Annotated in this window: 27 protein-coding genes; 24 read left to right on the top strand and 3 right to left on the bottom strand. The window is 45.9% G+C overall.

The window, feature by feature from the left end:
• Window positions 1-4 precede the first annotated feature (4 nt).
• Window positions 5-982, top strand: a complete 978-nt coding sequence (locus V7M78_RS05670; RefSeq protein WP_333647310.1) for a hypothetical protein — start codon at window positions 5-7, stop codon at window positions 980-982.
• Between the two features lie 53 nt (window positions 983-1,035).
• Window positions 1,036-1,248: a hypothetical protein gene (locus V7M78_RS05665; RefSeq protein ID WP_333647308.1), complete on the top strand. Its 213-nt coding sequence runs from the start codon at window positions 1,036-1,038 to the stop codon at window positions 1,246-1,248.
• 35 nt (window positions 1,249-1,283) lie between these two features.
• Here V7M78_RS05665 and V7M78_RS05660 read toward each other — a convergent pair whose 3' ends face one another.
• The gene (locus V7M78_RS05660; protein ID WP_333647306.1) at window positions 1,284-2,084 is read right to left on the bottom strand and encodes a CPBP family intramembrane glutamic endopeptidase; all 801 of its coding nucleotides are present in this window, start codon (window positions 2,082-2,084) and stop codon (window positions 1,284-1,286) included.
• A 284-nt stretch (window positions 2,085-2,368) separates the two neighbouring features.
• Here V7M78_RS05660 and V7M78_RS05655 point away from each other — a divergent pair, with 284 nt between their 5' ends.
• The 17 genes from V7M78_RS05655 to V7M78_RS05575 all read left to right on the top strand — a co-directional run bounded on the left by V7M78_RS05655 (window position 2,369) and on the right by V7M78_RS05575 (window position 16,925).
• The gene (locus tag V7M78_RS05655; protein WP_333647304.1) at window positions 2,369-3,271 is read left to right on the top strand and encodes a class I SAM-dependent methyltransferase; all 903 of its coding nucleotides are present in this window, start codon (window positions 2,369-2,371) and stop codon (window positions 3,269-3,271) included.
• Between the two features lie 379 nt (window positions 3,272-3,650).
• Window positions 3,651-4,652, top strand: coding sequence for a LacI family DNA-binding transcriptional regulator (locus tag V7M78_RS05650; RefSeq protein WP_333647302.1), 1,002 nt, complete (start codon window positions 3,651-3,653; stop codon window positions 4,650-4,652).
• 195 nt (window positions 4,653-4,847) lie between these two features.
• Window positions 4,848-5,813, top strand: a complete 966-nt coding sequence (locus V7M78_RS05645; protein ID WP_333647300.1) for an aminopeptidase — start codon at window positions 4,848-4,850, stop codon at window positions 5,811-5,813.
• 13 nt (window positions 5,814-5,826) lie between these two features.
• A complete protein-coding gene (locus tag V7M78_RS05640; protein WP_333647298.1) occupies window positions 5,827-7,113 on the top strand; it encodes an aminotransferase class V-fold PLP-dependent enzyme in 1,287 nt (428 codons plus the stop codon).
• A 61-nt stretch (window positions 7,114-7,174) separates the two neighbouring features.
• On the top strand, window positions 7,175-8,326 hold the full coding sequence (locus V7M78_RS05635; protein ID WP_333647296.1) for an ABC transporter substrate-binding protein: 1,152 nt from the start codon (window positions 7,175-7,177) through the stop codon (window positions 8,324-8,326).
• A 29-nt stretch (window positions 8,327-8,355) separates the two neighbouring features.
• Complete coding sequence (locus V7M78_RS05630) at window positions 8,356-9,069, top strand: branched-chain amino acid ABC transporter permease (RefSeq protein ID WP_333647294.1); 714 nt, start codon at window positions 8,356-8,358, stop codon at window positions 9,067-9,069.
• Complete coding sequence (locus tag V7M78_RS05625) at window positions 9,057-9,221, top strand: hypothetical protein (protein ID WP_333647292.1); 165 nt, start codon at window positions 9,057-9,059, stop codon at window positions 9,219-9,221. Before V7M78_RS05630 ends, V7M78_RS05625 begins: the two co-directional genes overlap by 13 nt.
• 11 nt (window positions 9,222-9,232) lie before the next feature.
• Window positions 9,233-10,198, top strand: coding sequence for a branched-chain amino acid ABC transporter permease (locus V7M78_RS05620; RefSeq protein WP_333647290.1), 966 nt, complete (start codon window positions 9,233-9,235; stop codon window positions 10,196-10,198).
• 1 nt (window position 10,199) lies between these two features.
• A complete protein-coding gene (locus V7M78_RS05615) occupies window positions 10,200-10,967 on the top strand; it encodes an ABC transporter ATP-binding protein (protein ID WP_333647288.1) in 768 nt (255 codons plus the stop codon).
• Window positions 10,967-11,704, top strand: coding sequence for an ABC transporter ATP-binding protein (locus V7M78_RS05610; RefSeq protein ID WP_333647285.1), 738 nt, complete (start codon window positions 10,967-10,969; stop codon window positions 11,702-11,704). The genes V7M78_RS05615 and V7M78_RS05610 overlap by 1 nt, the downstream gene beginning before the upstream one ends.
• 12 nt (window positions 11,705-11,716) lie before the next feature.
• Window positions 11,717-12,616, top strand: coding sequence for a shikimate dehydrogenase family protein (locus V7M78_RS05605; protein WP_333647283.1), 900 nt, complete (start codon window positions 11,717-11,719; stop codon window positions 12,614-12,616).
• Between the two features lie 3 nt (window positions 12,617-12,619).
• On the top strand, window positions 12,620-13,369 hold the full coding sequence (locus tag V7M78_RS05600) for a threonine/serine exporter family protein (RefSeq protein WP_333647281.1): 750 nt from the start codon (window positions 12,620-12,622) through the stop codon (window positions 13,367-13,369).
• Window positions 13,370-13,807 (top strand): threonine/serine exporter family protein, encoded by a 438-nt coding sequence (locus tag V7M78_RS05595; RefSeq protein WP_333647279.1) that lies wholly within the window; start codon window positions 13,370-13,372, stop codon window positions 13,805-13,807.
• 22 nt (window positions 13,808-13,829) lie between these two features.
• A complete protein-coding gene (locus tag V7M78_RS05590) occupies window positions 13,830-14,846 on the top strand; it encodes a zinc-binding alcohol dehydrogenase family protein (protein WP_333647277.1) in 1,017 nt (338 codons plus the stop codon).
• A 31-nt stretch (window positions 14,847-14,877) separates the two neighbouring features.
• A complete protein-coding gene (gene yiaK, locus V7M78_RS05585; RefSeq protein ID WP_333647275.1) occupies window positions 14,878-15,879 on the top strand; it encodes a 3-dehydro-L-gulonate 2-dehydrogenase in 1,002 nt (333 codons plus the stop codon).
• Window positions 15,880-15,975: 96 nt separating this feature from the next.
• Window positions 15,976-16,395 carry a nucleotidyltransferase family protein gene (locus V7M78_RS05580; protein ID WP_333647273.1) on the top strand — a complete coding sequence of 140 codons (420 nt, stop codon included), beginning with the start codon at window positions 15,976-15,978 and terminating at the stop codon, window positions 16,393-16,395.
• Window positions 16,392-16,925, top strand: coding sequence for a hypothetical protein (locus V7M78_RS05575; protein WP_333647271.1), 534 nt, complete (start codon window positions 16,392-16,394; stop codon window positions 16,923-16,925). Before V7M78_RS05580 ends, V7M78_RS05575 begins: the two co-directional genes overlap by 4 nt.
• A gap of 80 nt (window positions 16,926-17,005) precedes the next feature.
• Here the strand turns inward: V7M78_RS05575 and V7M78_RS05570 are convergent, their stop codons facing one another.
• Both V7M78_RS05570 and V7M78_RS05565 read right to left on the bottom strand, forming a co-directional pair.
• Window positions 17,006-17,677 (bottom strand): potassium channel family protein, encoded by a 672-nt coding sequence (locus tag V7M78_RS05570; RefSeq protein ID WP_333647269.1) that lies wholly within the window; start codon window positions 17,675-17,677, stop codon window positions 17,006-17,008.
• A gap of 10 nt (window positions 17,678-17,687) precedes the next feature.
• Window positions 17,688-18,977, bottom strand: coding sequence for a TrkH family potassium uptake protein (locus tag V7M78_RS05565; RefSeq protein ID WP_333647267.1), 1,290 nt, complete (start codon window positions 18,975-18,977; stop codon window positions 17,688-17,690).
• Between the two features lie 264 nt (window positions 18,978-19,241).
• Here V7M78_RS05565 and V7M78_RS05560 point away from each other — a divergent pair, with 264 nt between their 5' ends.
• The 5 genes from V7M78_RS05560 to V7M78_RS05540 all read left to right on the top strand — a co-directional run bounded on the left by V7M78_RS05560 (window position 19,242) and on the right by V7M78_RS05540 (window position 24,454).
• Window positions 19,242-20,756, top strand: coding sequence for a sensor histidine kinase (locus V7M78_RS05560; protein WP_333647265.1), 1,515 nt, complete (start codon window positions 19,242-19,244; stop codon window positions 20,754-20,756).
• Between the two features lies 1 nt (window position 20,757).
• Window positions 20,758-21,456 (top strand): response regulator transcription factor, encoded by a 699-nt coding sequence (locus V7M78_RS05555; RefSeq protein ID WP_333647263.1) that lies wholly within the window; start codon window positions 20,758-20,760, stop codon window positions 21,454-21,456.
• A gap of 238 nt (window positions 21,457-21,694) precedes the next feature.
• On the top strand, window positions 21,695-22,780 hold the full coding sequence (locus V7M78_RS05550) for an ABC transporter ATP-binding protein (protein ID WP_333647464.1): 1,086 nt from the start codon (window positions 21,695-21,697) through the stop codon (window positions 22,778-22,780).
• A complete protein-coding gene (locus V7M78_RS05545) occupies window positions 22,777-23,634 on the top strand; it encodes an ABC transporter permease (RefSeq protein ID WP_333647261.1) in 858 nt (285 codons plus the stop codon). Before V7M78_RS05550 ends, V7M78_RS05545 begins: the two co-directional genes overlap by 4 nt.
• Window positions 23,635-23,665: 31 nt before the next feature.
• Entirely contained in the window at window positions 23,666-24,454 is a 789-nt protein-coding gene (locus V7M78_RS05540) for an ABC transporter permease (protein ID WP_333647259.1), read from the top strand.
• Window positions 24,455-24,475: the final 21 nt, after the last annotated feature.

Raw genomic sequence — 24,475 nt, 5'->3', positions numbered from 1 at the left:
AAAGATGCAAAATTATATGTGGCTTGAGAATGGATATTTACAGACGTCCTATGGTGTTTTTGCAGGTGTGGATGCAATCAGTACATACACAGGCGGAGAAGTGGAAAGTCTGAGACTGTCGGAACGCAATGTGATCATGACGGAGATCGGAGAACTGATTCCTGCTTATACGGAAAACAGCCGCCGTAAAAACAAGGCATCGGTAGAATTTGACCGTCATGGCTTGGTGACCGGAGTAGTGCTGGAAAAGATGCAGGAGGTGAAGACACCAATCGGGGAACTGCCTGCTGAGCGGGTTAAGTTTTATTCTACGGGAGAGCTTTACCGGCTGTTTATCCTGGACGGACAGATCAGCGGATTCTGGTCAGAGACAGATGAACGGGAACTGAATATTCCCTTAAGCTTTCATCTGGGCTTTACTTCTTTTCAGGCGATGTTAAACGGCATCTGCTTTTACCGGGAGGGAGGAATCCGCAGTATCACCCTGTTTCCAGGCGAACGTATCACCGTTGCAACGCCTCTTGGGGAGGTGGCGACCGGTGTGGGACTTTCCTTATATGAATCGGGGGCACTGCGTTCTGTAGAGCCTGCAGAAGCTGTGCTGGTGGAAACGCCCCTGGGGCAACTGGCCGCTTATGATCCCGACCAGAATGGACTGAATGCGGACAGCAATTCCCTGATATTTACAGAAGATGGAAAAATAGGAGGCCTTATTACCTGTGACAATCTGATTCATGTACAGACGGAGGAAGGGGTTATGGAGACATTTATGCCAAAGGTAAAAACCCATCCATTATACGATGACACCTTCACTGTGTCAGGGCTGCGTTTGGAGTTTGATTATGAGAAAAACACAGTAATCATTGATGATCGTCCATTCAGCCTGTCAGAATGCGGTTTCACAGCAGCGCCCTTTGTAAGACCCGGTATGCACTGCACGCCGGCAGACTGCGCAAGCTGTTCTATTTGCAACAAAGGTTAGGGTTATGCAGGAAAAACAAGTTGTCGGAAAAATAATGACAGGAGGAATATGCTATGACAGAGCGAGAAAAATTGGAAGGTGTAATCGGAGACGTATACGTAGATACCCATGAATTGGAGAAAGAATTAAAGAAGAAGCTGGATGCCGACGAGGTTTACAGTGAGGGGAAAAAGGTGTTTGTCCTGTTTGAGCGGCGGGGAGAAGAGTATGAGCTGGAACTGGACGTGAAAGATAAGTACTACCATGTTGTTGCAGTGAAAAAATGAATCCATACCGCCGCTTTGTTTTGTGTATGAAATACTTATATGATCCCCCTGTTCTTTTTGCCGTATATGACAGCGGTTACAATTGAAACAACCACAATCATCGCATTTGCGGCAATGGTTCCGGCCCAAGTCATAGTCATGGTGCCAAAGAGGGGGGATGCTGCATTGAACATGGTGTGGAATAATACGCACATAAACACACGGCCTTTTCCTGATATTTTATAGATGGCCCCGTTGAAAAAACGAAACGCAATGAGTTGAACTGCAAACATCCAGAAGTTAATGAGTCCTTCTCCGTGATTCGTCCCCGGAATGAAGAACAGTGGGATATGCCAAAATATCCAAATGAGTCCAACAAAAACAGAAGATAAAACAAAGCCATATTTTTTGTCAAGCTCAGGCTGCAATATGTACATCCAGCCAGCTTCCTCCAAGCCGCCGATAATAAGATTACCAGGCAGGGAAAGGAAGAACGTATAAAAGGGAAGCACCATTTCCGCGGGGCCTGAAACTGCAAGATGTATCAAAAAATACAGTGCGAGCCCTGAAGCAACGTATAAATAGATAGATATATTATTTTTGGCGTAAAAAACAGTTTTCAGCCATTCCTTAAAATCTGTTATTTTGTTATTTTTCTTCAGAACCATATAGGAAGCAATCGCAGGCGACAAAATATAGATTGCAAAAGGAATATTCATTCCCAATTGCCGTAATGAATGAACCCAATTATGAACCGAATATCCGAATTGACCAAGAGCAATTAAAGTACCTGATACAAGATAGGCTATGGAAAATGTCAGAATTGTAAATTGTATTATGATTTTTTTATCTGTCATGATTTCTTCACCTCACATTTTGCAGTATGTATTAATTTTGACGGATGGATGATTTGACTTTTCTTACCACAACACTATAACATATGTGTAAATCGAAAGCAATAATCGTTCTCCGTTCCTTGACTGTCCAGATTTTGCCGCCATATTTCGCGGCCTTAAAGAGTCCCTTTTGGAAACAAGGCTAAAGGCTTGTTTTCCATCTTTCCGTAAGATATAATATTTTCAAATGGTTTTTTGAAAGAGTTCGGTTTCTGATAAGATGAAGGAGGAGGGAGGAATTATTGATGGAGTTGAATAAGGGGAACGATCTGGCATATTTTGTGGATATGTTCGAAAAGGGCCGTCCCGGCGGTGGAAAAACCGTTCATACGCCTCAGATGTGGGATGAACGGGCGGAAAGCTGGGGACGGGAACTCAGTGTGGACTGTCCGTTCCGGCGAACTGTAGATGATAGGGTTCGTGCGGCGGTGGAGTATTTGAACGGAAGGGGATTGCTGAACAGGGATACCCGGGCAATTGATATCGGATGTGGTCCGGGCCGTTATGTGGCTGAATTTGCCAGGTATGCAGATCATGCCACCGGAATTGATATTTCAGAAAAGATGCTGGAGCTGGCTGCGGATTATGCAGAGGAACAGGGTATAGATAACGTTACCTTTACCCCTTGCGATTTTAGCAAAGCGGACATCAAGGCAATGGGCTGGGAAGGCGCTTTTGATCTTGTATTTTCCTCCATTACACCTGCAATCAATTCCATGGAAGGTCTGGAAAAATCCATGAGGATGAGCAGTGGATATTGTTTTCACAGTAATTTCCTGTATTGGAATGATGAGCTTGAGAATTTGATTGCCCAGAATGTTTTTGGCGTGGAACACCGGCCTAATCAGCGTTGGGATTGGCATTGGCACTATTCCCTGTTTAACCTTCTGTTTCTGAAGGGGTATAACCCTGAGTCTCATTACCACAAACAGGAGATTGATGATAAGGGTGAGGTCAATATTGACCTGGCGAGATATTACGCCGGCATATTCACAAAAGACAAAGGGGAGCTGGAAGGCAATGCGGAACGTGTTTTTTCTTACCTGAAGTCACAGGCAGATGAAAGCGGAATGGTGGACCAGAGGTCGGAGCGCTGGTATGCATGGATATTGTGGGATGTGCGGGGAAATATGGGAGAAAGGGTTTGATTTTAATGAGAAACCGTTTGCTTTGAGTATATATAGTTTACCTTGGCCGGCAGGAGCTGCCCGATATGGCTTTATTAGTCGTATCGGGCAGCTTTTTAAATGGCGGTATCAGCAGGAAACCAGTATGTGACTTTCATTTCAGGCGGTGCATTGGAAAAAATCAGACCTTATATAGTCATATGTTGACACGTATAAATAATGTGCTGTCCTAAGGATATTGTGTAAAGTGTTTAGAAATAAAAGTAATCAGAGAATAAAAATATAAAAAGTGTTGATAAAATATAAAAATATATTGACATGAGTATTTTAAAGTGCTATATATTAATCATAAAGAATAAAAATATTTATACGAGTTTATAAAAAGGAGAAAATAAGTAAATTGAGTAATAAGACGGTTACCAGAGAAGATGTTGCCAGGCTTGCCAATGTATCCCCTACGATTGTGTCTTATGTGCTGAATAATTCCAACTATGTCAGCAAGGAAAAGAGGGAGCAGGTATTAAAAGCGGTTAAGGAACTAAATTACATACCCAACCAGTTAGCCAGAGGCTTAAGAACCAGCCGTTCTTCTCAATTCATCTTTGTATGCGACAATATACAGGCGGAGTTATTTGAAGCTGTAGAAAGCCGGTTGTTTGAACACGGATATTATGTATCATTAAATTACAGCAGGAATACAGAAGAGTTCTTAAATATGCTTGTCAGCAGGCAGCCGGAAGGAATCTTCATGGCAACCAATGTATTTGAGGCCCAGCAGCTTAATGGAATTGCAGAAAGCGGAATTCCTATTATACTTTATAAAACAAAAAAATATGAGGACCTCAATCCCAGAATTGTCACTGTTGTTCCGGATTACTATGATGCTGTTAAGAAGTCCATGGATTACCTGATCTTAAAGGGCCATAAAAGGATTGGCCTGATTCCTCCGGTAAAGTATATGACAAAAGGAATCACCGGAAATGACTTCAGGGTAAAAGCGTATGTGGAGGCTTTAGAGGGAAACGGAATTCCAGTTCATCCGGAGCTGGTGTGCACAAGGACCCAGACCCTGGAGGATATTTATGAAGAGGTATTTCGCATGGTAGTCTCCTCCGGCAAGGATAAAAAGCCTACTGCCCTGGTAATCGGAAATGATTATCTGGCGGCCCAGATCATGCAGTATTTGAAAAAGCTCAATATAAGAGTGCCTGATGATTTATCCATAATCGGATGTGACAACACACAGATTGCTCCGCTTATGGCTCCTGCCCTTACAACGGTTGATGTTTCCAAGGACAGGCTGGCAGAATCTTATGTGGAAAAAATGCTGGCTATGATTGAGGGAAAGGCTGTTGAGGAAGAGTTTGTAGGGGTGAAGCTGATTATCAGGGAAAGCGCCTGATAAAGGAAAAAGCGTGATTAAAAAATGAAAGGAAACCTGAGTTCCTTTTCATTTTACCCAATATTTATTCGAATAAATATTATCATAAATAATATAAAAATATCTGTTTATGTAACAATGTTTACTGCTATAAATATCCATTCTGAAAGGACTGGATATTATAAATAAAAAAAGAAAAAAGAGAGAGGAATCAAAATGAGGAAGAAAAAAATTTATGAAGCTTGTGAGAGACTGCTGACTGTATGCTCCCACTGCAAAGAGGATGAAAACATCTTGATTGTAACCGATGAGGACAGCATGGATATTGGAATGGCTTTGTGGGATGCGGCAGAGCGGTTTCCCAACCGGACCCTGGTTCTGATGAATCCAAGGCAGATGCATGGAGAGGAGCCTACGGATCTGGTTGCAGCGGCAATGTTGAAAGCAGATGTAATCTTTCGGGCAACCACATTTTCCCTTTCCCACAGCACTGCAAGGCGCAAGGCCTGCGAGGCAGGGGCAAGAGATTTAAACTGCTGCGATTATGATTTGGATATGCTGGAGAGAGGCGGATTGTATACGGATTTTGAAGCCAACAGAAAGTATGTGGATCAGATGGCAAAGGGGTTTAAGGATGGGGACGTATGCCGCATCACTTCCGATCTGGGAACGGATTACACCTGCAGCATTAAGGGCCATAAAATATTTCCTCAATACGGCATGAGCCACCAAAGGGGACAGACCTCTTCTCCCCCTGATATCGAGTGCGCCACAGGTGCAATTCCGGGAACCGCTTTTGGAAAGGTGGTCATTGACGGAAGCATCACCCATCCGGCTATGGGACTTTTAAAGGAACCAATTACCTTGTACATAGAGAACAGCTTTGTAACAAAGATTGAAGGCGGGGAGGAAGCAAAACGGTTTGAGAAGGTCCTGAAAGAAGTAGGAGATCCCCGCATCTACCGCATCGGTGAAATCGGAGTTGGGCTTAACCCGGATGCCAGCCTTTGCGGCAGAATGCTGGAGGATGAGGGCTGTATGGGATATGTCCACGTGGCTTTGGGCAATAACGAAACAGACAATCAGGACTTTTTGCTTCACATTGATATGATGTTTAAAGACCCCACCATTGAAGTGGATGGAAAAGTGATTTTTGACCAGGGAAAAGTTGTCTTTGATTAAGGAGGAATTGAAAATGAATATAAAGGATTATCCCCACGGATTGTTATTTGATGAAAAACTTCAGAAAGAAATTAAGGACAGATTCTGGCATGTGGATTCTGATCCGGAAGCAGGAAAAAGATTGTTTTTTGAAAATGCAGGCGGCTCTCTTCGGTTAAAGGCAGTCAACAAGGCGTACCAGGAAGCCGACTCCTTCCCGGACTGTGATTCCAGAAAGCATCCGAGAGCAAAAGCTTTGAGAAAGCTGACTCTCAATGGTTTTGCGGATTTAAGAGTCATGTTCAATGCCCCCAAATACGGCCAGATCATAGCTGAAAAATCTTCTTCTAAGGTCATGTTCGAAATGGTCCGCACCGTCCTTGAAAATGTAAAGGGAACCAACGTGGTGGTAACAGACTTAGATCATCCTTCTGCTTATGATTCCGCTATGTACTATGGAAAAAAGGCCGGCATGGAAGTGCGGGTTGCCAAGCCAAACAGAAAGACAGGAGGAATTGACGTAGAGGAGATTGAGCGTCTGGTGGATAAGGATACGGCACTGCTGGTCTGCATTTACGCTTCCAACCATACCGGAGCTGTTATGGATATGAAGGCAATCGTTACTGCTGCCAGAGCTATTAAGCCGGATTTATATATCATTTCTGATGCGGTTCAGCACATTCCTCATGGACTTGTGGATGTTCAGGATCTGCAGCTTGACGGAATCAACTTTGCAGCCTATAAGATTTTCGGATGCAGAGGTTTTGGAGCAGCCTATGTCTCTGACCGCCTTGCTGTTCTGAACCGCCCCGGAATTTTAGGAAACTTAGGCGATCCGTGGGAAATCGGAGGCCCGGCTCCGGCTATGTATGCCGGCGTGAGTGCAATCGTAGATCATGTATGCTGGATCGGAAGCCATTTCATCGACAGCACTGATAGGAGAGCGCTGTATACAGAGGGAATGGAACGGATTGAAATGCATGAAAGGGCATTGCTGTACCGGGCTTTGGAGGGGACTGAGGAAGTTCCGGGAATCCGCCATATTCCTCATGCCAAAGTGGAGTTTGACAGGGAATCCCTGGAAAACAGAGATTTTATCATGCCTCTTACCTTTGATAACATCAGTTGTCCGGATGCAGTAACGGAATATGTGAAGCGGGATATTATTGTCTATGACAGAAGCGATTCCAATTACTATTCCGTAAGATCCCTTCATCCCTTTGATTTAGAGGGCATTGTCAGGGTATCCCCTCTTCACTGTCACAGTGTGGAAGATATTGACACGTTCTTAAAGGCAACGGCTGAGATTGCCGGTCTATAGGACAGGAACTTTAAGAACATCCATTCATCAGAATGAAAAATAAAAAAGAAGGAGTTTGTTTATGGGAAAATATTGGAGATCAGCAATGGGGTTTGCTGCAGCCGCAGCAGTATTGGGAATGCTTTCCGGATGCCAGACAGGAACAAAGTCTGCAGATGGAAAGGAAACAGTTACATTAGGGGTTGTAGGTCCTCTTACGGGAAATGCGGCTGCCAGCGGACAGGTGCAGGCCAATGCGGTGGAAATGGCAGTGGAAGAGATCAATGCAGCCGGGGGAGTTGACGGAAAGTATATGATTAAGCTTGTAAAAGAGGATGATGAGGGAGTTCCTGCCAAGTCAGTAACAGTCACTCAGAAGCTGGTAAACCAGAATAACATTGATGTTTTAATCGGAGCTCTTAACAGCTCTTGTACTCTGGCTGATATGGAAATTACGGCAGCGAACAAGATTCCTCAGATTACCCCATGTTCCAGTGCCCAAAGCATTGTAGAACAGGGAAATGAATTTATTTTCCGGACAACAGCTACAGATACCACACATATAAAGACTCTGCTTCAGTATTTCAGGGATAAAATCAAGGGGAAAAAGGTGGCAGTTTTATATGAATCTTCTGACTTTGGTACAGGTGCCTTCAGTAAGATCCAGGAAATGGCTCCTGAATACGGTGCAGAGGTTGCTGCCAGTGAAATGTATAATTCCGGAGAAAAGGATTTTTCCGTTCATCTGACCAAGATCAAGCAGGCCAATCCCGATGCCATCATCATCTGGGGCTATTACACAGAAGCAGCTTTAATCAGCAAGCAGGTTAAGCAAAATGGAATTGAAGTTCCTCTCATCGGTACGGGCTATAACTCTCCCAAGCTGGTGGAATTAGGCGGAGATGCGGTAAACGGCCTGATATTCACAACAGCATTTACAGAGGCCAATCCGGACGAAAAGGTTCAGGCCTTTGATAAAAAGTATAAGGAAATCTACCAGCAGAGCTACGACCAGAATGCGCCTCAGGCATACGATTCCGTATATCTTTGGGCAGATGCGGTAAAGAGAGCAGGTACGGTAGATGGCCAGGCCGTGAGAGATGCCCTGCTGGCTACCAAGGATTTTGAAGGCGTGGCAGGAATCTATAATTTCTCCCCCAACGGAGAAATGGTTAAAACTCTTATGGTGGTACAGATTCAGGACGGAAAGCATACGATCATACCCATGGATTAACAGAGGGCGGATCTGATAAGGAGGGAGTTATGCTATTTCAACAGATTTTAAATGGCCTTACCAATGGCAGTATCTATGCGCTTTTAGCAATCGGGGTCACAATGATTTACAAGTCACTGGGAATGCTGAACTTTGCCCATGGTGATACCATTATGATTTCCGCATTTATCTGCCTGACTCTGATCAATGTGGGAGTTCCTATTCCTATAGCCATTATATTGACGATTTTTGCCGGAGCCTTCATCGGGTCCTGTCTGGAGCGGTTTATTTACAGAAAGCTGGAGTTCAGCTCCTTTACAAACCTTTTGATCGCAACCGTTGGCGTTTCCTATATTATGAAGAACCTGGCAATCGTTATATGGGGGGCAGAGCCGCAGGTATTCCCGGCCCTTTTCAGCACCGATCCCATCCATCTGGGGCAGCTTCTGCTTCTGCCCCAGAATATCGGGATCATCAGCGTTGCGCTGGTTTTGGTGGTGATCCTGCAGTTGTTCTTTTACAAAACAAAAAAAGGAAAACAGATGAGGGCAGCGGCCAATGACTCGGAAGGAGCTTCCATGCTGGGAATCAATGTAAACCTCTGCCGCCTTCTGACCTTTGGCATCAGTGCAGCCTTTGCCGCAGTTGCAGGCATCCTGCTGTCCCCTATCTTCTATGTCAGCGTGGATATGGGAACCCTGGTAGGCTTAAAGGCATTTTCTGCCGCTATCTTAGGAGGCTTTGGAAATATTTGGGCGCTATGATCGGGGGCTTGATTCTGGGAATTGTAGAGGCTTTGGGAGCTACTTATGCTACAGCCGCCTATAAGGACATCATATCCTTTGTCCTCTTATTCCTGTTCCTGTATTTTAAACCCAACGGCCTTCTTGGGAAGCGGATTGAGCAGAAATTGTAGGGGGTACATAGATGAAAAAGGCAAATAAAATAGGGCTGTCTGCAGTCATAGGGGCAGCAATACTGATTCTTCCGTTTTTACTTCCCAACAACTATATTATACAGATTGTAAATATGATCGGCATTTTTGCCATTGTTGGTACAGGAGTTAATATTCTGACCGGATACACCGGGCAGTTGTCCCTTGGGCAGGCGGCATTTTATGGCATCGGCGCATATACCACGGCGCTTTTAAACACAAAGCTTGGTCTTCCCTTTTTAGTGGTTCTCCCCGTATCCATGTTGGTGACAGCCATCTTCGGCGTGGTGCTTGCCATTCCAGCTCTTAAAGTGAGGGGAAGCTATCTGGCTCTTTTGACTATTGGATTCGGTGAGATTGTGAGAATGGTTCTGGTAAACTGGATCAGCCTGACAAACGGCCCCGCAGGAGTGGTGGGAATTGATGCCCCTTCGGTGTTTGGCTTCCGTTTTGATACCCTGTTTAAATATTATTACCTTATCGTATTTTTTGTTTTCATCGGAATCATGTACCAGAAATGGCTTATGGATTCCAGAACGGGAAGGGCCTTTAAGGCCATCCGCGATGATGATAAGGTGGCTGAATTGACCGGAATTAATATTACGGAATACAAGATCAGAGCTTTTGTTTTGTCAGCGGTTTACTCCGCTGTTGCAGGGGTTCTCTATGCCATGATGGTTCACTATGTAAGCCCTGACAGTTTTACCGGCAATGATTCCAACCTGTTTTTATGGACTGCCATCATGGGCGGTATGGGAACGGTCATCGGCCCGGTCATTGGTGCAGTGATTATGAATATTCTTCCGGAAGCCCTGCGCTTTTTGGGGGATTGGAGAATGGTGGTGTATGGAGTCATACTTTTGATGGTTATTATCCGGTATCCCGGAGGAATCACGCCATACGCATCAAAACTCTTCCATTATCTGCAGAAAAAGCGCAGAGGAAAGGCAGGAGAATAGGATGGCAGTTTTGGAATTAAAAAATGTGACTAAACGGTTCGGAGGCCTGACTGCGGTTTCCGGTGTGGACTTAAAAATAGAAGAAAACCAGATCTGTTCCCTGATCGGCCCCAATGGAGCGGGAAAAACCACAGTATTTAATTTGATTACAGGCGTGTATCAGCTGACTGAGGGAGAGGTTTTGTTTAACGACGTTTCCATCAGCGGACTTCAGCCAAACAGGATTGTGGAAATGGGAATGGCTAGAACGTATCAGAACATCCGCCTGTTTAAGAAAATGAGCGCAATTGAAAATGTAATGACAGGCTTTCACTGCCGGACAAAGGCTGGAATGCTCAATATTTTATATAACCGCAAAGGGATGCTGGAGGAGGACCGGGAGGTGAGAAGGAAAAGCGAAGAGCTTCTGGAGTATTTAAAGATCGCTGATTTAAAAGACGAACCTTCCTGCAGCCTTCCTTACGGACACCAGAGAATCCTGGAAATCGGAAGAGCCCTGGCAACCAGGCCCAAACTCCTTCTTTTGGATGAGCCGGCAGCCGGTATGAACGCCTCGGAAAAGACGGAGCTGATCCGCACCATACGGGGAATCCGGACTGATTTTGGCATTTCTGTCCTCTTGGTGGAACATGATATGGATCTGATTATGAACATTTCAGATGATATTACAGTGCTTAACTACGGCGCACGGATTGCCAATGGACAGCCGGAAGAGATCAGGAACAATGAAAAGGTAATTGAAGCGTATCTGGGAAGGAGTGAATCATAGTGAGTCAGAATGAAACGGTTTTGGAAGTATCCGGTTTAAACTCCAGCTATGGGGCGATTAAAGCCATTAAGGATATCAGCCTTCATGTGGACAAGGGAGAGCTGGTTTCCCTCCTTGGGGCCAATGGCGCAGGAAAATCCACTCTTTTAAAATCAATTATCGGTATGGTACATATTGACAGCGGCTCTGTCAAATACGAAGGGGAAGAAATGGTGGGAAAAAGGTCCCATGAGATCATTCCCAAAGGGATATCCATTGTGCCGGAAGGCCGGAAGATCTTTGCAGATGCCACGGTAATGGAAAATCTGATTCTGGGTTCCTATACCAGGGCCACAGACAAAACCTTGGATGAGAAAATTCTGGAACAGGTATTTGAGTTTTTCCCCCGTCTTTATGAACGGAAAAGCCAGATGGGAGGAACCTTATCCGGCGGAGAACAGCAGATGCTGGCAATCGGGCGGGCCATGATGTCTGATCCCAAGCTTTTGCTCCTTGATGAGCCTTCTATGGGCCTTGCCCCTCTGGTGGTGGAGCAGGTATTTGAAGTTATTAAAAAACTAAAGGAAACCGGGGTCACCATTCTTCTGGTGGAGCAGAATGCCAGAATGGCTATTAAGGTCAGTGACCGTTCATATATGCTGAATACAGGAAGAATTGCAGGAGAGCTCAGTGCCAAAGATGGAATAGATCAGAATGCATTGCTTGAAGTCTATTTGGGAAAATCGGCAAATGATTAAAGGGGGATGAGAATGAAACTGGAAAACGTTAAATTTGATGTTGATACTAAGCTGGTGTTAAATATTGGCGATCCTATGAGAAAGACAAACGCTCCAAGAGCTTATAACAAGCTGTTCAGCGAGCTGGATATGAACGCCATCATGTTGCCGGTGGAGATTCCAAAAGGAAAGCTCCCGGAATTTCTGGAGGCATGTAAAATATTGAACATCCGATATTTATGTCCTACCATGCCTCATAAAAAGGACATTATCCCTCTTCTTGATGATGTAGATGAAAGCTCAAGAATATTCCAGTCCGTCAATGCCATCCGCATTGATGAAGACGGAACCAGCCATGGGGTTGGAATGGATGGGAAAGGGGCTTTAAATGCTATTTTAACCAGCGGAATTGAGCTGGAAGGCAAGGAAGCGGTTATGCTGGGAAGCGGAAGCATCAGCGGTGTCATTGGCCTGGAGCTTTCAAAAAGGGGAATTAAAAAGCTGACCATTTTAAACAGGACGACAGATCAGGCAGAGGAGGTGGCAGGCATTTTAAACCGCCACACCTCAATGGAAACCATTGCCCTGGCTTCCACTCCGGAAAACCTGGATGAAGCGGCAAAACATGCCCGACTTTTCCTTCAGGTAACTCCTCTTGGAATGGCAGGCTATGGAGCCACTCATGAGTATCTGGGCTTCATTGATCAACTGCCTGAGGAATGTCTTGTCTTTGACGTTATTATTAATCCGGCGGATACACCGGTGATTGAGGCAGCTAAGAAGAGAGGCTTAAAAACCATTCCAGGGCTTAAGATGCTGGCAGGACAGATGGAGGAAATCTTCCGCTTTATGTTCCAGACAGAGCTCACCCCTGAGAATAAGGAAGCCTGTATTCAGGAATTGTGCCGATTTTTGGGAGTGAGTGTGGATTAAGGAATGAATCAGTATCTCGATCTGTTTTTGGACATCGGACAGTCCATGTTGGAAGCGGGGGCGGAAATTCACCGGGTGGAGGATACCATCCACCGCCTTTGCAGGGCTTATGATCTTGAAAGGGCAGAGGTCTTTGCCATACGTGCCTTGATCGTGGTCACTGTGAAAGGCGGGACAGGGGAATCTTTTACGGAATCCAGGAGAATATACCGGGTAGGCATTAACATGGCAAGGCTGGAGGACTTAAATTCCCTGTCCCGTTATATCTGCGGAGAAAAGCCTGATTTGGAGGAAATCTCCCTCCGCTTAAGGGAGTGCATGGAAAAGAAAGAGCTTCACAGGTGGGAAACGGCAGCAGGCTATATTCTGGCAGCTTCCACCTTTACCTGTTTTTTCGGAGGCAGGTTAGGAGATGGAGTTGTGGCCGGAATACTGGGAGGGCTGCTGTTTGAGATAGACAGCCGTGTGGGGAGTTTAAATCCCCAGAAACTGGTTTATACTGCCGCCTGTTCCATGATTCTGGGCTTTTGCGGAATAGCATGGGGATTGCTGGTGCCGGAGGCCCGTTCCAGCAAGATTATGATAGGAACCATTATGCTTCTTATACCGGGAATGGCATTTATGAATTCCGTAAGGGATATGTTAAATAACAATGCTATGACAGGCTTTTTCAGTCTGGTGGATGCAGTTTTGACGGCAGGCTCCATTGCGGCAGGATTTGCAGTTCCTTTAATATTGATGGGAGGAAGATAGGTGCTGGATATTTGGTTTCAGACTTTTGCGGCGGCTCTTGGATCCATGGCCTTTGGAATCGTATATAACGTGAAACGAAAACGGCTTTTGACCGTTGCTTTGGGCGGAGGAATGGGCTGGTTTTTGTATTGTATATTTTTCTGGATATCAGGCAGCGGTTTTATCAGCAATATGGGAGCCTCCATGTTTGCTACGGGTTATTCGGAGCTGATGGCCCGCAAACGGAAAGCACCTGCAGTGGTATTTCTTCTTCCCTGCCTGATTCCGCTGGTGCCGGGAGGAGGACTTTATTATTCTATGAGCTATGCTGTGCTTAAGGATTTTTCCCAATGCAACGCTTATGCAGTCAGTACCGGGGAGGCGGCATTTGGTATTGCAGCGGGAATTATTATGGTTTCAGCAGCAGTGAGGTTTATTTGCCTGAGATGCGTAAAATAAAAAAGAAAGCAGGAAATCAGCTATGAAGGGAATTAAAATTAGAAAACCATGGGATGTGGACTATGTGGAAATAGAAAAGCCGGTTCCAGGGGAGGGAGAAGCCCTGATTAAGGTAAGGTCCGCCGGAATCTGCGGTTCTGATATCGGCGCTTTTCGGGGAACCAATCCATTGGTGTCCTATCCAAGAGTCATTGGGCATGAGATTGCAGGGGAAATTATTTCTATTCCGGAAAATAATAAAAAAGGATTGAAAAAGGGAGATCATGTGATCGTAGATCCCTATTTGTACTGCGGAACCTGTTATCCATGCTCCATCGGAAGAACCAATTGCTGTACGGATTTAAAGGTGCTGGGAGTTCATGTGGAGGGAGGCATGGCGGAATATTTTACCCATCCTGCGGACATGCTTTGGAAGCTGCCGGAAAATATGTCCTGGGAGCTGGCCCCTATGGCAGAACCTCTTACCATCGCCCTTCACGGAATCCACCGGGGCAGGTTAAAAGCCGGGGAACATGTGGCTATTATCGGGGCAGGACCTATCGGTATTCTTGCAGCCATGTCTGCCCTCGCCTATGGAGCGGAACCGATTATGATTGATCTTGTGGATGAACGCCTTAAGGAAGCACAGGATATGGGGATAAAGTATGTTATCAATCCAGGAAAAGAGAATACAGAGGAAAAGGTGAGGGAGTATACGGGCGGAAGGATGGCGGAATTGGTCATGGAGTGCTCAGGGTCCAACGGCGCCATAAGGTCTGCCCTGGATCTGGTGGCAAATGCGGGAAGGATTACCCTGACCGGCTGGCCCAAAACAGAAACACCCATTCCCACTGATGTGATAACAAAGAAAGAAATCGATATTTGCGGAGCCCGTACCAGTGCGGGGGAGTTTGAGGAAGCCATACGCCTTATAGATAGCGGACAGGTGGACGCTGCCAGGATTCTTACGAAAACAGTGGCTCTCCATGAGGCTGCCGGAACGATCCGGGATATTGAAAAGAATCCGGGAGATTATATGAAAGTCAATGTCATCCTTTAAGATAAAGGGGTGGATGAGGTCAGGAGGAAATATGAGAATTCAATATGAAGTGATGAAATCAGAATTTAAGAGGGTCTTGCTGAAATATGGTTTTGATGAAAAGAATGCATCTGATGCAGCAGAACTTTTTGTACAAAATTCGCTGGCAGGAGTATATTCCCATGGATTAAACCGTTTTCCCAGGGTTGTAGAATACTTAAAAAAAGGAGAAATTGATCCTAAGGTATCGGCGGATTGCGTCATGGAGATGGGGGCATTTGAACGCTGGGATGGGCATAGAGGATTTGGCCCTTTAAATGCAAAGAAGGCAATGGACCGGGCTGTGGAGCTGGCAAAGCAGTATGGAATCGGTGTTGTGGCCCTTGGGAATAACAACCACTGGATGAGAGGCGGAAGCTATGGCTGGCAGGCCGCAGACCAGGGCTGCATAGGTATATGCTGGTCCAACACCCAGCCTAATATGCCGGCCTGGGGCGGTATGGATAAAAAGATAGGAAATAACCCTCTCATTATGGCGATTCCAAGAAGCAACGGAGAACATGTTGTCATTGACTGTGCGGTGTCTCAGTTTTCCTATGGAAAGATGGAAGACTGCAAGCTGAAAGGAATCCCCCTTCCGGTACCCGGAGGCTATGACAGCCAGGGAAATTTAACAACTGACCCGGCTGAGATTGAAAAGACCTGGAGAGTGCTTCCTATGGGGTATTGGAAGGGAAGCGGCATTTCCATTGCCCTTGATCTGATAGCAACAGTTCTTTCCAATGGAAACTCCGTCCATACCATAGGCACATTTGGTGATGAAGTGGGACTGACCCAGGTTATGATAGCAATTGATCCCTCAAAGGGCAATACGTTGGAAATGACAGATGAAATCGTAACTGGTATTGTAGAGGATGTAAAGCAGTCAATTCCGGTAAATGCTGGGGGAGAGGTGTATTATCCGGGAGAGATGGAGCTTAGGTCTATGAAAGAAAACCTGGAAATGGGGATTCCGGTGGTGGAAGAGAAGTGGAATGAGGTTTTGGCTATGTGATGCGGCTGAATGAGGAATTTATTTTTATCATTGAAGTACAGAATTAATTTGGGTATAATATAAGTAATTCAGGAGCCGGAAAGGAGTGATAAGGGAATGAATATTTCGGAAAGATTGAAAATAGTAGAAGATTTTTCATCTGCAATCAGAAAGGAATACCCCCAGACGGATCAATATAACGTATTGATATTTGGAAGCTTTCTGACAGAGTGCTATACGGAAGAGTCTGATATTGACATAGGCATTTTTTCGCTGATTCCCGGACTTACATTTCGTCTGTACTCCTTTACAAAGGATTACTTTAATCAACTGGGCATTGACAGTGATGTGGTGCGGATGAAGCTTTCTGATTCCAATTATATTAATGTTTCCATTGTAACCGGACAACGCTATGCTGTAACAGATTATTGTCCTGAGGTGCTGACTGATTATATAAAGCAGATGATTGCGCATTATGGGAGTAATCCTCAAGAGGAAATTGTGAGGCGGATGCGCCAGGAGGTAAAGAGGGCATGAGTTCGTTTCAGGACGCATTAAGGAAAGCCGGAATACCTGTTGATCAAACAGATGGTTACAGTAAAAAGAACGCAGGGGCCTTTACTCTGGAAATGAAGCTGTATGAGATGAAAGATCATATTGGGGCCCTCATAAGGATGTATCAGAAATACCTGGAAGCGGAAGGTGAAGATAAATTTGATCTTATTGACAGCCTTGCAAACCGCTATGGTTATATGGTGATTGCGTTTCAAGACATTATGACCACCATTGGAAAATTAAGCAATACAGGAAAGAAAAGAGAGGAATACAGTATACGGAGGGCTATTTCAGAATTCCAGGTTCTTTTTTCTGAAGAATGTCAATCCGGAGATTTGGATGATGCGGTATCTTCTTTTGCTGACAGAAATGAGATCGTACATGTATATGAGAATTATAAAGGGAACATGGAAACGGTACTTCAAAATGTTCAGAATTACAGAAGTGAATATCAGATGATTAACTATATCTTGTGGAATCATTGTGAGAAAGAAAATATTTTAAAAAAATAAAAGAAAGTAGTTGGAGCGGGGTTCAAAAGAACCCCGCTCCATTATCGCATCATGAGAGAAAGCCGTACTCATCGCCCATCCTATGTCAGTAACAGATGCTCAAATTTTAATATACTTTTCTTCTCGCCCACTACAGCAATCAAATCATCGGTGTGCAGCTTAAGGTCAGGAGTAATTTCTACAATGGTTTCATTCTCCCTTACGATTGCAATAATATTGAGTCCGAACCGTCTGCGGAAGTCCAGCTCCAGAATACTTTTTCCGGAAAACTTGTCTGTAAGCCTCAGTTCTGATATGGAGTATTCACTGGAAAGGTCAATAAAGTCCAAGGCTCTGGGGGCTGTCAGGGAGTTTGCCAGGCGTATGCCCCGGTCTCTTTCCGGATACACTACTTCGGCACCGATTTTTTGCAGTACCCGGCCGTGCTCGGCGCTTATGGCCTTTGCCAGGACTCTGGGAACTCCCAGTTCAATCACATTGAGGGCCGTCAGGATGCTGACTTCGATCTGTTCGCCGATGCAAACGATGACAGTGCCGCAATTTTGTATTCCCGCCTCTTCTAAGGCTGCCTTATCCAGCTGCGGCACTACAAAGGCCTGCTGGACCTTGTCCTGAATCTGCCTTATCTTGCTTTCGCAGTTGTCTAAAACCAGAACTTCATGGCCGTTTTCCGCAAGTGTTTCTGCAAGAGCAAACCCGAAGCGTCCTAATCCAATTACTCCGAATGCGATACTCACTTTATAATCAAACATAATGATTCTCCTATCCAATGGTTATTCTTTCTTCCGCGTAGGAAATACTTGATGAAGGACGGTACACCCAGGCACATGCCATGGTGAGAGGACCGATCCGTCCGATAAACATAATCAGGCATAACAAAAGCTTGCTTCCATCCGCCAAATTAGGGGTAATGCCCGTAGACAGACCCACAGTGCCAAAGCCTGAAACAACCTCAAAAAGAATTTGCATGAAAGAAAGCTGAGGTTCGATCACACAGATCAAAAGGGTTATGATACAGATGGTAACCATTGCCATACTGGTCACGGTAAAAGCTTTAATAATGCTTTCATGAGGGATTTTACGCCGGAAAGCAGTGCATTCCCGGTTTGTGGCAGAGGAAAGAAGGCTTTTTATCAGGGTAAAAGTAGTAGTAGTTTTGATACCGCCGCCCGTTGAACCTGGAGAGGCACCAATGAACATCAGGATGATCAGAATAAATTGTCCTGCTGTGGAAAATTCGCCGATGGGATAAGTACTGAAGCCTGCTGTCCTGGCAGAGGTGCTTTGAAAAAAGGCGCCCAGCCACGTCACGTCATCCGTAAGCCTTAATAAGACAGTGCCTGATAAAAGCAGGGAAGCTGTCATGGTAAGTACGATTTTTGTATTCATGCTGAGGCTCTTCCAGGAGCGTTTATACAGGATTTCCCGTATAACGCAAAATCCTAAACCGCCAAAGATGATCAATCCGCAGGTGGTTAAGTTCAGCAGCACATTATCCCGGTAAGGGATCAGGTTCCGGTAGCCTCCTAAAATGTCAAATCCTGAGTTATTGAATGAGGCGATGGTATGAAAAGCACTGATGCCCAAGGCGGATAAGGGGGGATAGTCCTGGGAAAATACCAGATAGCTGAGGATTAACCCTGCTCCTTCAAAACAAAGGGTCATCATAATAATCGCTTTCACCAGCCGTACCATGCCCTGAAGTGTATCCAGATTCAGGGATTCTTTTACAAGGACACGCTCTTTTAACCCTACCTTTTTTCCTGCCATCAAAATAAACGTAACGCCCACAGAGGTAATTCCCAGCCCGCCGACCTGGATCAGCAGTGCAACTACAGTCCTGCCAAAAACACTGAAATGATCAGCCGTATCTATGGCGATCAACCCAGTCACACAGACAGCACTGGTGGAAGTAAACAGCGCATCCACCGGATGGATCGTAACTCCCGGATTCGCAGAAACAGGCAGAAGCAGTAAAAGAGCTCCTAAAAGGATTACAGAGGCAAAACCCAGGGCTATAAACCGTTCCGGACTTAACCATTTTGTATTCAACGATGTCACACTCCTTGTAATTTATTTTTGCACATACCTGTCTTTGCAGGAAATTTGTGCTTTGTTCAGCTTCTAAATAGCATTATAGCGGGTATGGTGTGAGGGTGGTGTGAGAATAGCTTCCGGTATGTGAGAAAGCTGTGAGGGAAGTTCTTATTCAGGCAAGTTCACCTTGTAAATTTTGAAGTTTGGAAGTACAATATCAAAAAATATGTGTGAAAGGTATATGCAGGCATATCTGCCTGATTTATCGGGAGGCAACATATGAAAGTAAGATTATTTTTCAGAAATTATGCGCTGCGCATAGCAGCAATGCTGATGCTGCTTGGAGCAGCGTCTGTTATCGGTTTTGTATTTCTTGGTCTCGGCCTTCCGGAGGCCAATGTTGCCATTGTTTACCTGTTGGCGGTGCTGCTTTCCACCCTTCTGATTCCCAGATACCTCTTTGGGTTTATTACATCGGTTCTTTCGGCCTTTGCATTTGACTTTCTTTTTATGAAGCCTCATTTTTCCTTTACGGTCAGTGCCTCCAGCTACATTATTACCTTTGTAATTATGGTGGTAACAGCGCTTATTACAAGTACTCTGGTATCCCATACGAAATTGAGCGAGCAAAGAGCGCAGGAGAGCGAAGCGGAAACCAAGGCCCTCCATGGACTGACCAAGTGCCTGTCTGATGCCTCCAACATTCATGATATTGCAGGAATTGCCGTCAGCGCCATCAGCGGTATCACCGGCAGCCAGGCAGGATGTCTGTGCTTTGATGAAAAAGGAACGCCGGAAAAAACCTTTGTCCAGCAGATATCCTCTGAAAAGCAGATACAGCGCAGCCTGGATGACCCGGGAGCTTTTCTGCGACAACTGAAACAGGGAAATACGGCCGTTTACCCGGGAGAGGAGTTTTATGACTGGCCCATTTGCGGCAGGGAAACGACTTTGGGAGTCATACGGCTGCCAAAGGAAACGGCACAGTTTCTGAATAAGTCCCAGGAGCGGCTGCTTTTTTCCATGATCGAAAGCATTGCTCTGGCTATGGACCGTTTCCGGTCTGCCCAACAGCGTATTAAGCTTCGGGAGGAAACAGAACAGGAACGGTACCGCAGCAATTTGCTCCATTCCATTTCCCACGATTTGCGGACCCCTCTTTCCGGTATTTTAGGGGCTACGGAAATGCTTCTGAGCATGACAGATGAGGACGACCAGAGGCATCCGCTGATTGAAGGAATTGGAAATGATGCCGGCTGGCTGTATTCCCTGGTTGAAAATATTTTAAGCCTGACTCGTCTGCAGAGCGGCAAGCTGATTGTCGATAAGCAGATCGAAGCGGTGGAAGAGGTTCTTGCCGGGGCGCTGGGGCAGATCTCCCGGCGTTATCCTCAATACGACATTGCAGTCTGTGCGCCGGACGAGCCTATCTGGGTGCCCATGGATGTAAAATTGATCAGTCAGGTGCTGATCAATCTTTTGGACAACGCTGTGAAGCATACTCAGCCCTCAGGTGAAATCAGCATTTCGGTCATGGAGGATAAGCAGGAAAATCAGGCGGTATTTTCAGTGAAAGACAATGGGTCGGGAATCAAAGAGGCGGATTTGCCTCACATTTTTCAGATGTTCTATACGTCAATGCCCCCTCATTCCAATGCCAGGTCAGGAATCGGGCTGGGGCTTTCCATCTGTGACACCATTGTCAAGGCTCACGGCGGGACGATTACAGCAAAAAACTGCAGCCCAGATTCAGGCGCAGAATTTACTTTTACATTGCCCTTGGGAGGAAAATAAGATGGATCAGTACAAGGAACGCATTCTCGTAGTGGAGGATGATAAACAAATACAGAATTTTATAGGATATTCTCTCCAGATGGCCGGTTTTTCATGCGTGGCAGTCAGCACCGGCAAAGAAGCCTTAAGCTGCGTTAAATCAGGGGAGGCAGATTTGATTCTTCTCGACCTGGGACTTCCTGATCTAGACGGGGTGGAAGTAATCCGCAGAGTACGGGAATGGTCTGAAATCCCCATTATCGTGGTTTCTGCCAGGGATCAGGACAAGGAAAAGGCGGTTGTGCTGGATATGGGGGCGGATGATTATTTGACAAAACCGTTTTCTGCCACTGAACTGCTGGCCCGCATCCGGGTTGCCATCCGCCACTTATACAGGCAGGGAGCAGGAGTAGAGCACAGTGTCCGTCAGGTGGGAGAGCTGAAAATTGACTTTGAGCGGCATTTGACTTATTTAAATGGACAGGAAATCCATTTGACTCCTTTGGAGTACAGTCTGCTTTCCTTATTTTTTAGGAACATGGGGAAGGTTTTGACAACGAAAAACATTTTAAAAGAGCTCTATGGGGTGAATTACGGAAGTGATACCCAGGCTCTGCGGGCATTGATGGCCGGATTGAGAAGAAAAATAGAAGAAAATCCCTCAAAGCCGCGGTACATTATGACGGAAATTGGGGTTGGTTACCGGTTGGTGGATGAGTGATGCAGTAAAAACAGGGATATTTCATAAGGTGCTGTTTCTCCGTATTTATATGGCAGAAACAGCACTTTTGCGTAAAGGGGCCGGCTGTCCCACCTTCTTCCGTATATTGACACAGCAAAGAAAGAGTACTATTATAGTAACCATCTATCTTATTGCGAAATATTCCCATAAAAGGCAGATATTTCCTGATATCAATGTCATAGGGAATGCAAATATGGAAGGCGGCGAATGTAGGACAATGAACGAAGTGATTTTACAGTTGGAGCAGGTTGCCAAAAGTTTTGGTAAAAACCAGGTGCTTCAAGGCATTGATCTGGAAATATACAGCGGAGAATTTATCACGCTGCTGGGGCCTTCCGGGTGCGGAAAGACCACAACCCTGCGGATTATTTCCGGTCTGGAAATGCCGGATCAGGGACGTGTGCTGGTGGGAGGGCAGGATGTGACGTGGGCAGAGCCTAATAAGCGGGATGTCAATACGGTATTTCAAAATTACGCCCTGTTTCCTCATATGACGGTAGAGGAAAACATAGGATATAGTCTGCGCCTGAAACGTGTAAAGAAACAGGAAATCAGCCGGGAGGTGGAAAAGGCCTTATCCCTTGTGCAGTTGGAGGGCTATGAAAAGCGTATGCCTAACGAGCTTTCCGGGGGACAAAGGCAGAGAGTAGCCATTGCAAGGGCCATTGTCAACCGCCCCCGCATACTTTTGCTGGATGAGCCTTTGGGGGCCTTGGACCTTCAATTGCGGCGCCAGATGCAAAGCGAGTTAAAGCGGCTGCAAAAACAGCTTGGAATTACCTTTATTTACATTACCCACGATCAGGAGGAAGCCCTCAATATGTCCGACCGTATTGTTGTCATGAGGGAAGGGCAGTTTGAACAGATCGGTGCTCCTGATGAGATATACAGCACGCCTAAAACCAGCTTTGTGGCAGGCTTTGTGGGCAGTGCCAACATCCTGAGGGGTCGGATCGAGAAGGTGGAAGAGGATGAGGTCTTCATCAGACACAAAAACGGAAGCTTTTCCATCCGGCGCCGGGGGGCCAATGTAAGGCCCGGCCAGAAGGTAAATGCAGCCGTCCGCGGCGAGCAGGTGAACATACAAAAAGCAGAAAAAGGCAGTTCCCACGGTCTTGCAGGTACAGTGTTAGAGAAAAACCTTGCAGGCGGCATGCTGCGCATCCTGGTATCCCTGGATAACGGGGAAGAGATGGTAGTAAGCCGGTGCGGAATTAAGGCTGATGTGGAGGCGGGAGATAGAGTCTGGCTGGATTGGGAGGCAGAGCACGGGGCTCTGATTGATCTGGAGGAGAGCTTATGAGAGGTAAGGTGAAGCTTCAATCTGTTCTGGCTCTTTTGCCTGTTTATATCACCACCCTGGTCTTTGTGGCCGGTCCGTTAGCCTATATGGTGGCCCTCAGCTTTTTAAGCCGCTCGGAGACCTGGGGAGTGGAAAATACCTTAACCCTGCGCAATTACATCAATATTCTGGAGCCTGTATACTTAGGAACCATACGCCAGTCCTTGAAATTAGCCTTTTTCTGCACCGCTCTCATTGCCCTCATCGGATATCCCTTCGGCTACTTTATGGCAAGGCTGCCTGAGAGACAGCGCAGGACAGTTTCCTTTTTCCTCATTATTCCCATGTGGACCAGTTCCCTTATGCGTCTGTACGGGTGGATCATTATTTTCCGTGCCGGAGGAGTGCTGGACGGAATTTTTATGAAAGCAGGGGTAATACAGGATTCCCTGAAGCTGCTCTATACTTATCCCGCCGTGGTGACGGGCATGGTATATGTGCTTTTGCCCTTTATGATCTATTCCGTATATTCTAATGCGGAAAAAATGGACTGGAATCTGGTGGAAGCTGCCAGGGATTTAGGAGCCAGCAGAATACAGGCATTTCTCACCATTACCTTTAAACTCACCATGCCCGGTCTGCTTTCCGGTGTTGTACTGACTTTTATCCCCTCTATGGGCCTGTTTTTTGTGGCTGATATTTTAGGGGGAAATAAAGTGGTGCTGGTGGGAAGCGTGATTCAGGAGCAGTTGATGAAAGCCCATAACTGGCCTTTTGCAGCGGCATTTTCCGTGGTGCTCATGGTTCTTACCAGCCTGCTTATTTACCTTTACCGCCGCATAACCAAGGTAAAGGATCTGGAGGGCCTTGTATGATATGTTATAAACGTACAGAAGGGAGGATGACATGAAACAGAAAAGAAGAGGCCGGTTTCCCGGCTTGTATTTGGCAGTAATCCTGATTCTTACATATATCCCTTTGCTTCTGGTCATTCTCTATTCCTTCAATGCCAGCCGCATCAGCTCCGTATGGGGAGGTTTTTCCCTTAGCTGGTATAAGGAGCTCTTCCGGGACCGTTCCATTTTTGAGGCTTTGCGCAACAGTGTAATTTTAGCAGCCGCCAGCAGCACGTGTGCAGCGGCAATCGGAACCCTGGGGGCAGCAGGTATGGCCAGAACCTCCTGCCGCTTCAACGGTCCGGTGGAATATCTTTCCACACTGCCTATTATGATTCCTGAAATCATTCTGGGTATGGTATTTCTGGTGTTTTTTTCCCTGATCGGTCTGCCCTTTGGCATGACTTCCCTGATCATCGGCCATACGGTTTTCTGCATTCCCTATGTATTTACCATGGTAAAGGCCCGTCTGGCTGGAATGGATAAAAGCTATGTGGAAGCTGCCAGGGATTTGGGAGCAGGGGATATGCGGGCTTTTTGGGATATTACCTTTCCCCTTCTGCGGCCCGCCATTGTGTCAGGTATGCTGATTTCCTTTGCCATGAGCATGGATGATGTGATCATCAGCATGTTTCTCACCAATGTAAACACCAATACGCTGCCCATTAAGATATATACCCAGTTAAAGACAGGCGTGACCCCAAAAACCAACGCCTTATGCGCCCTGATGTTTGGATTTACCCTGCTTTTAGGGCTCCTGTCCATGTGGATCGGAAGAAAGCGGAAGGACCAGATCTGAAACCGGGAAATGAAATATAGA

It is taken from the genome of Lacrimispora sp., assembly GCF_036758025.1.
In the GTDB taxonomy this organism is placed as follows: Bacteria; Bacillota; Clostridia; order Lachnospirales; family Lachnospiraceae; genus Lacrimispora.
This window is presented reverse-complemented; position numbering and strand designations above follow the sequence as displayed.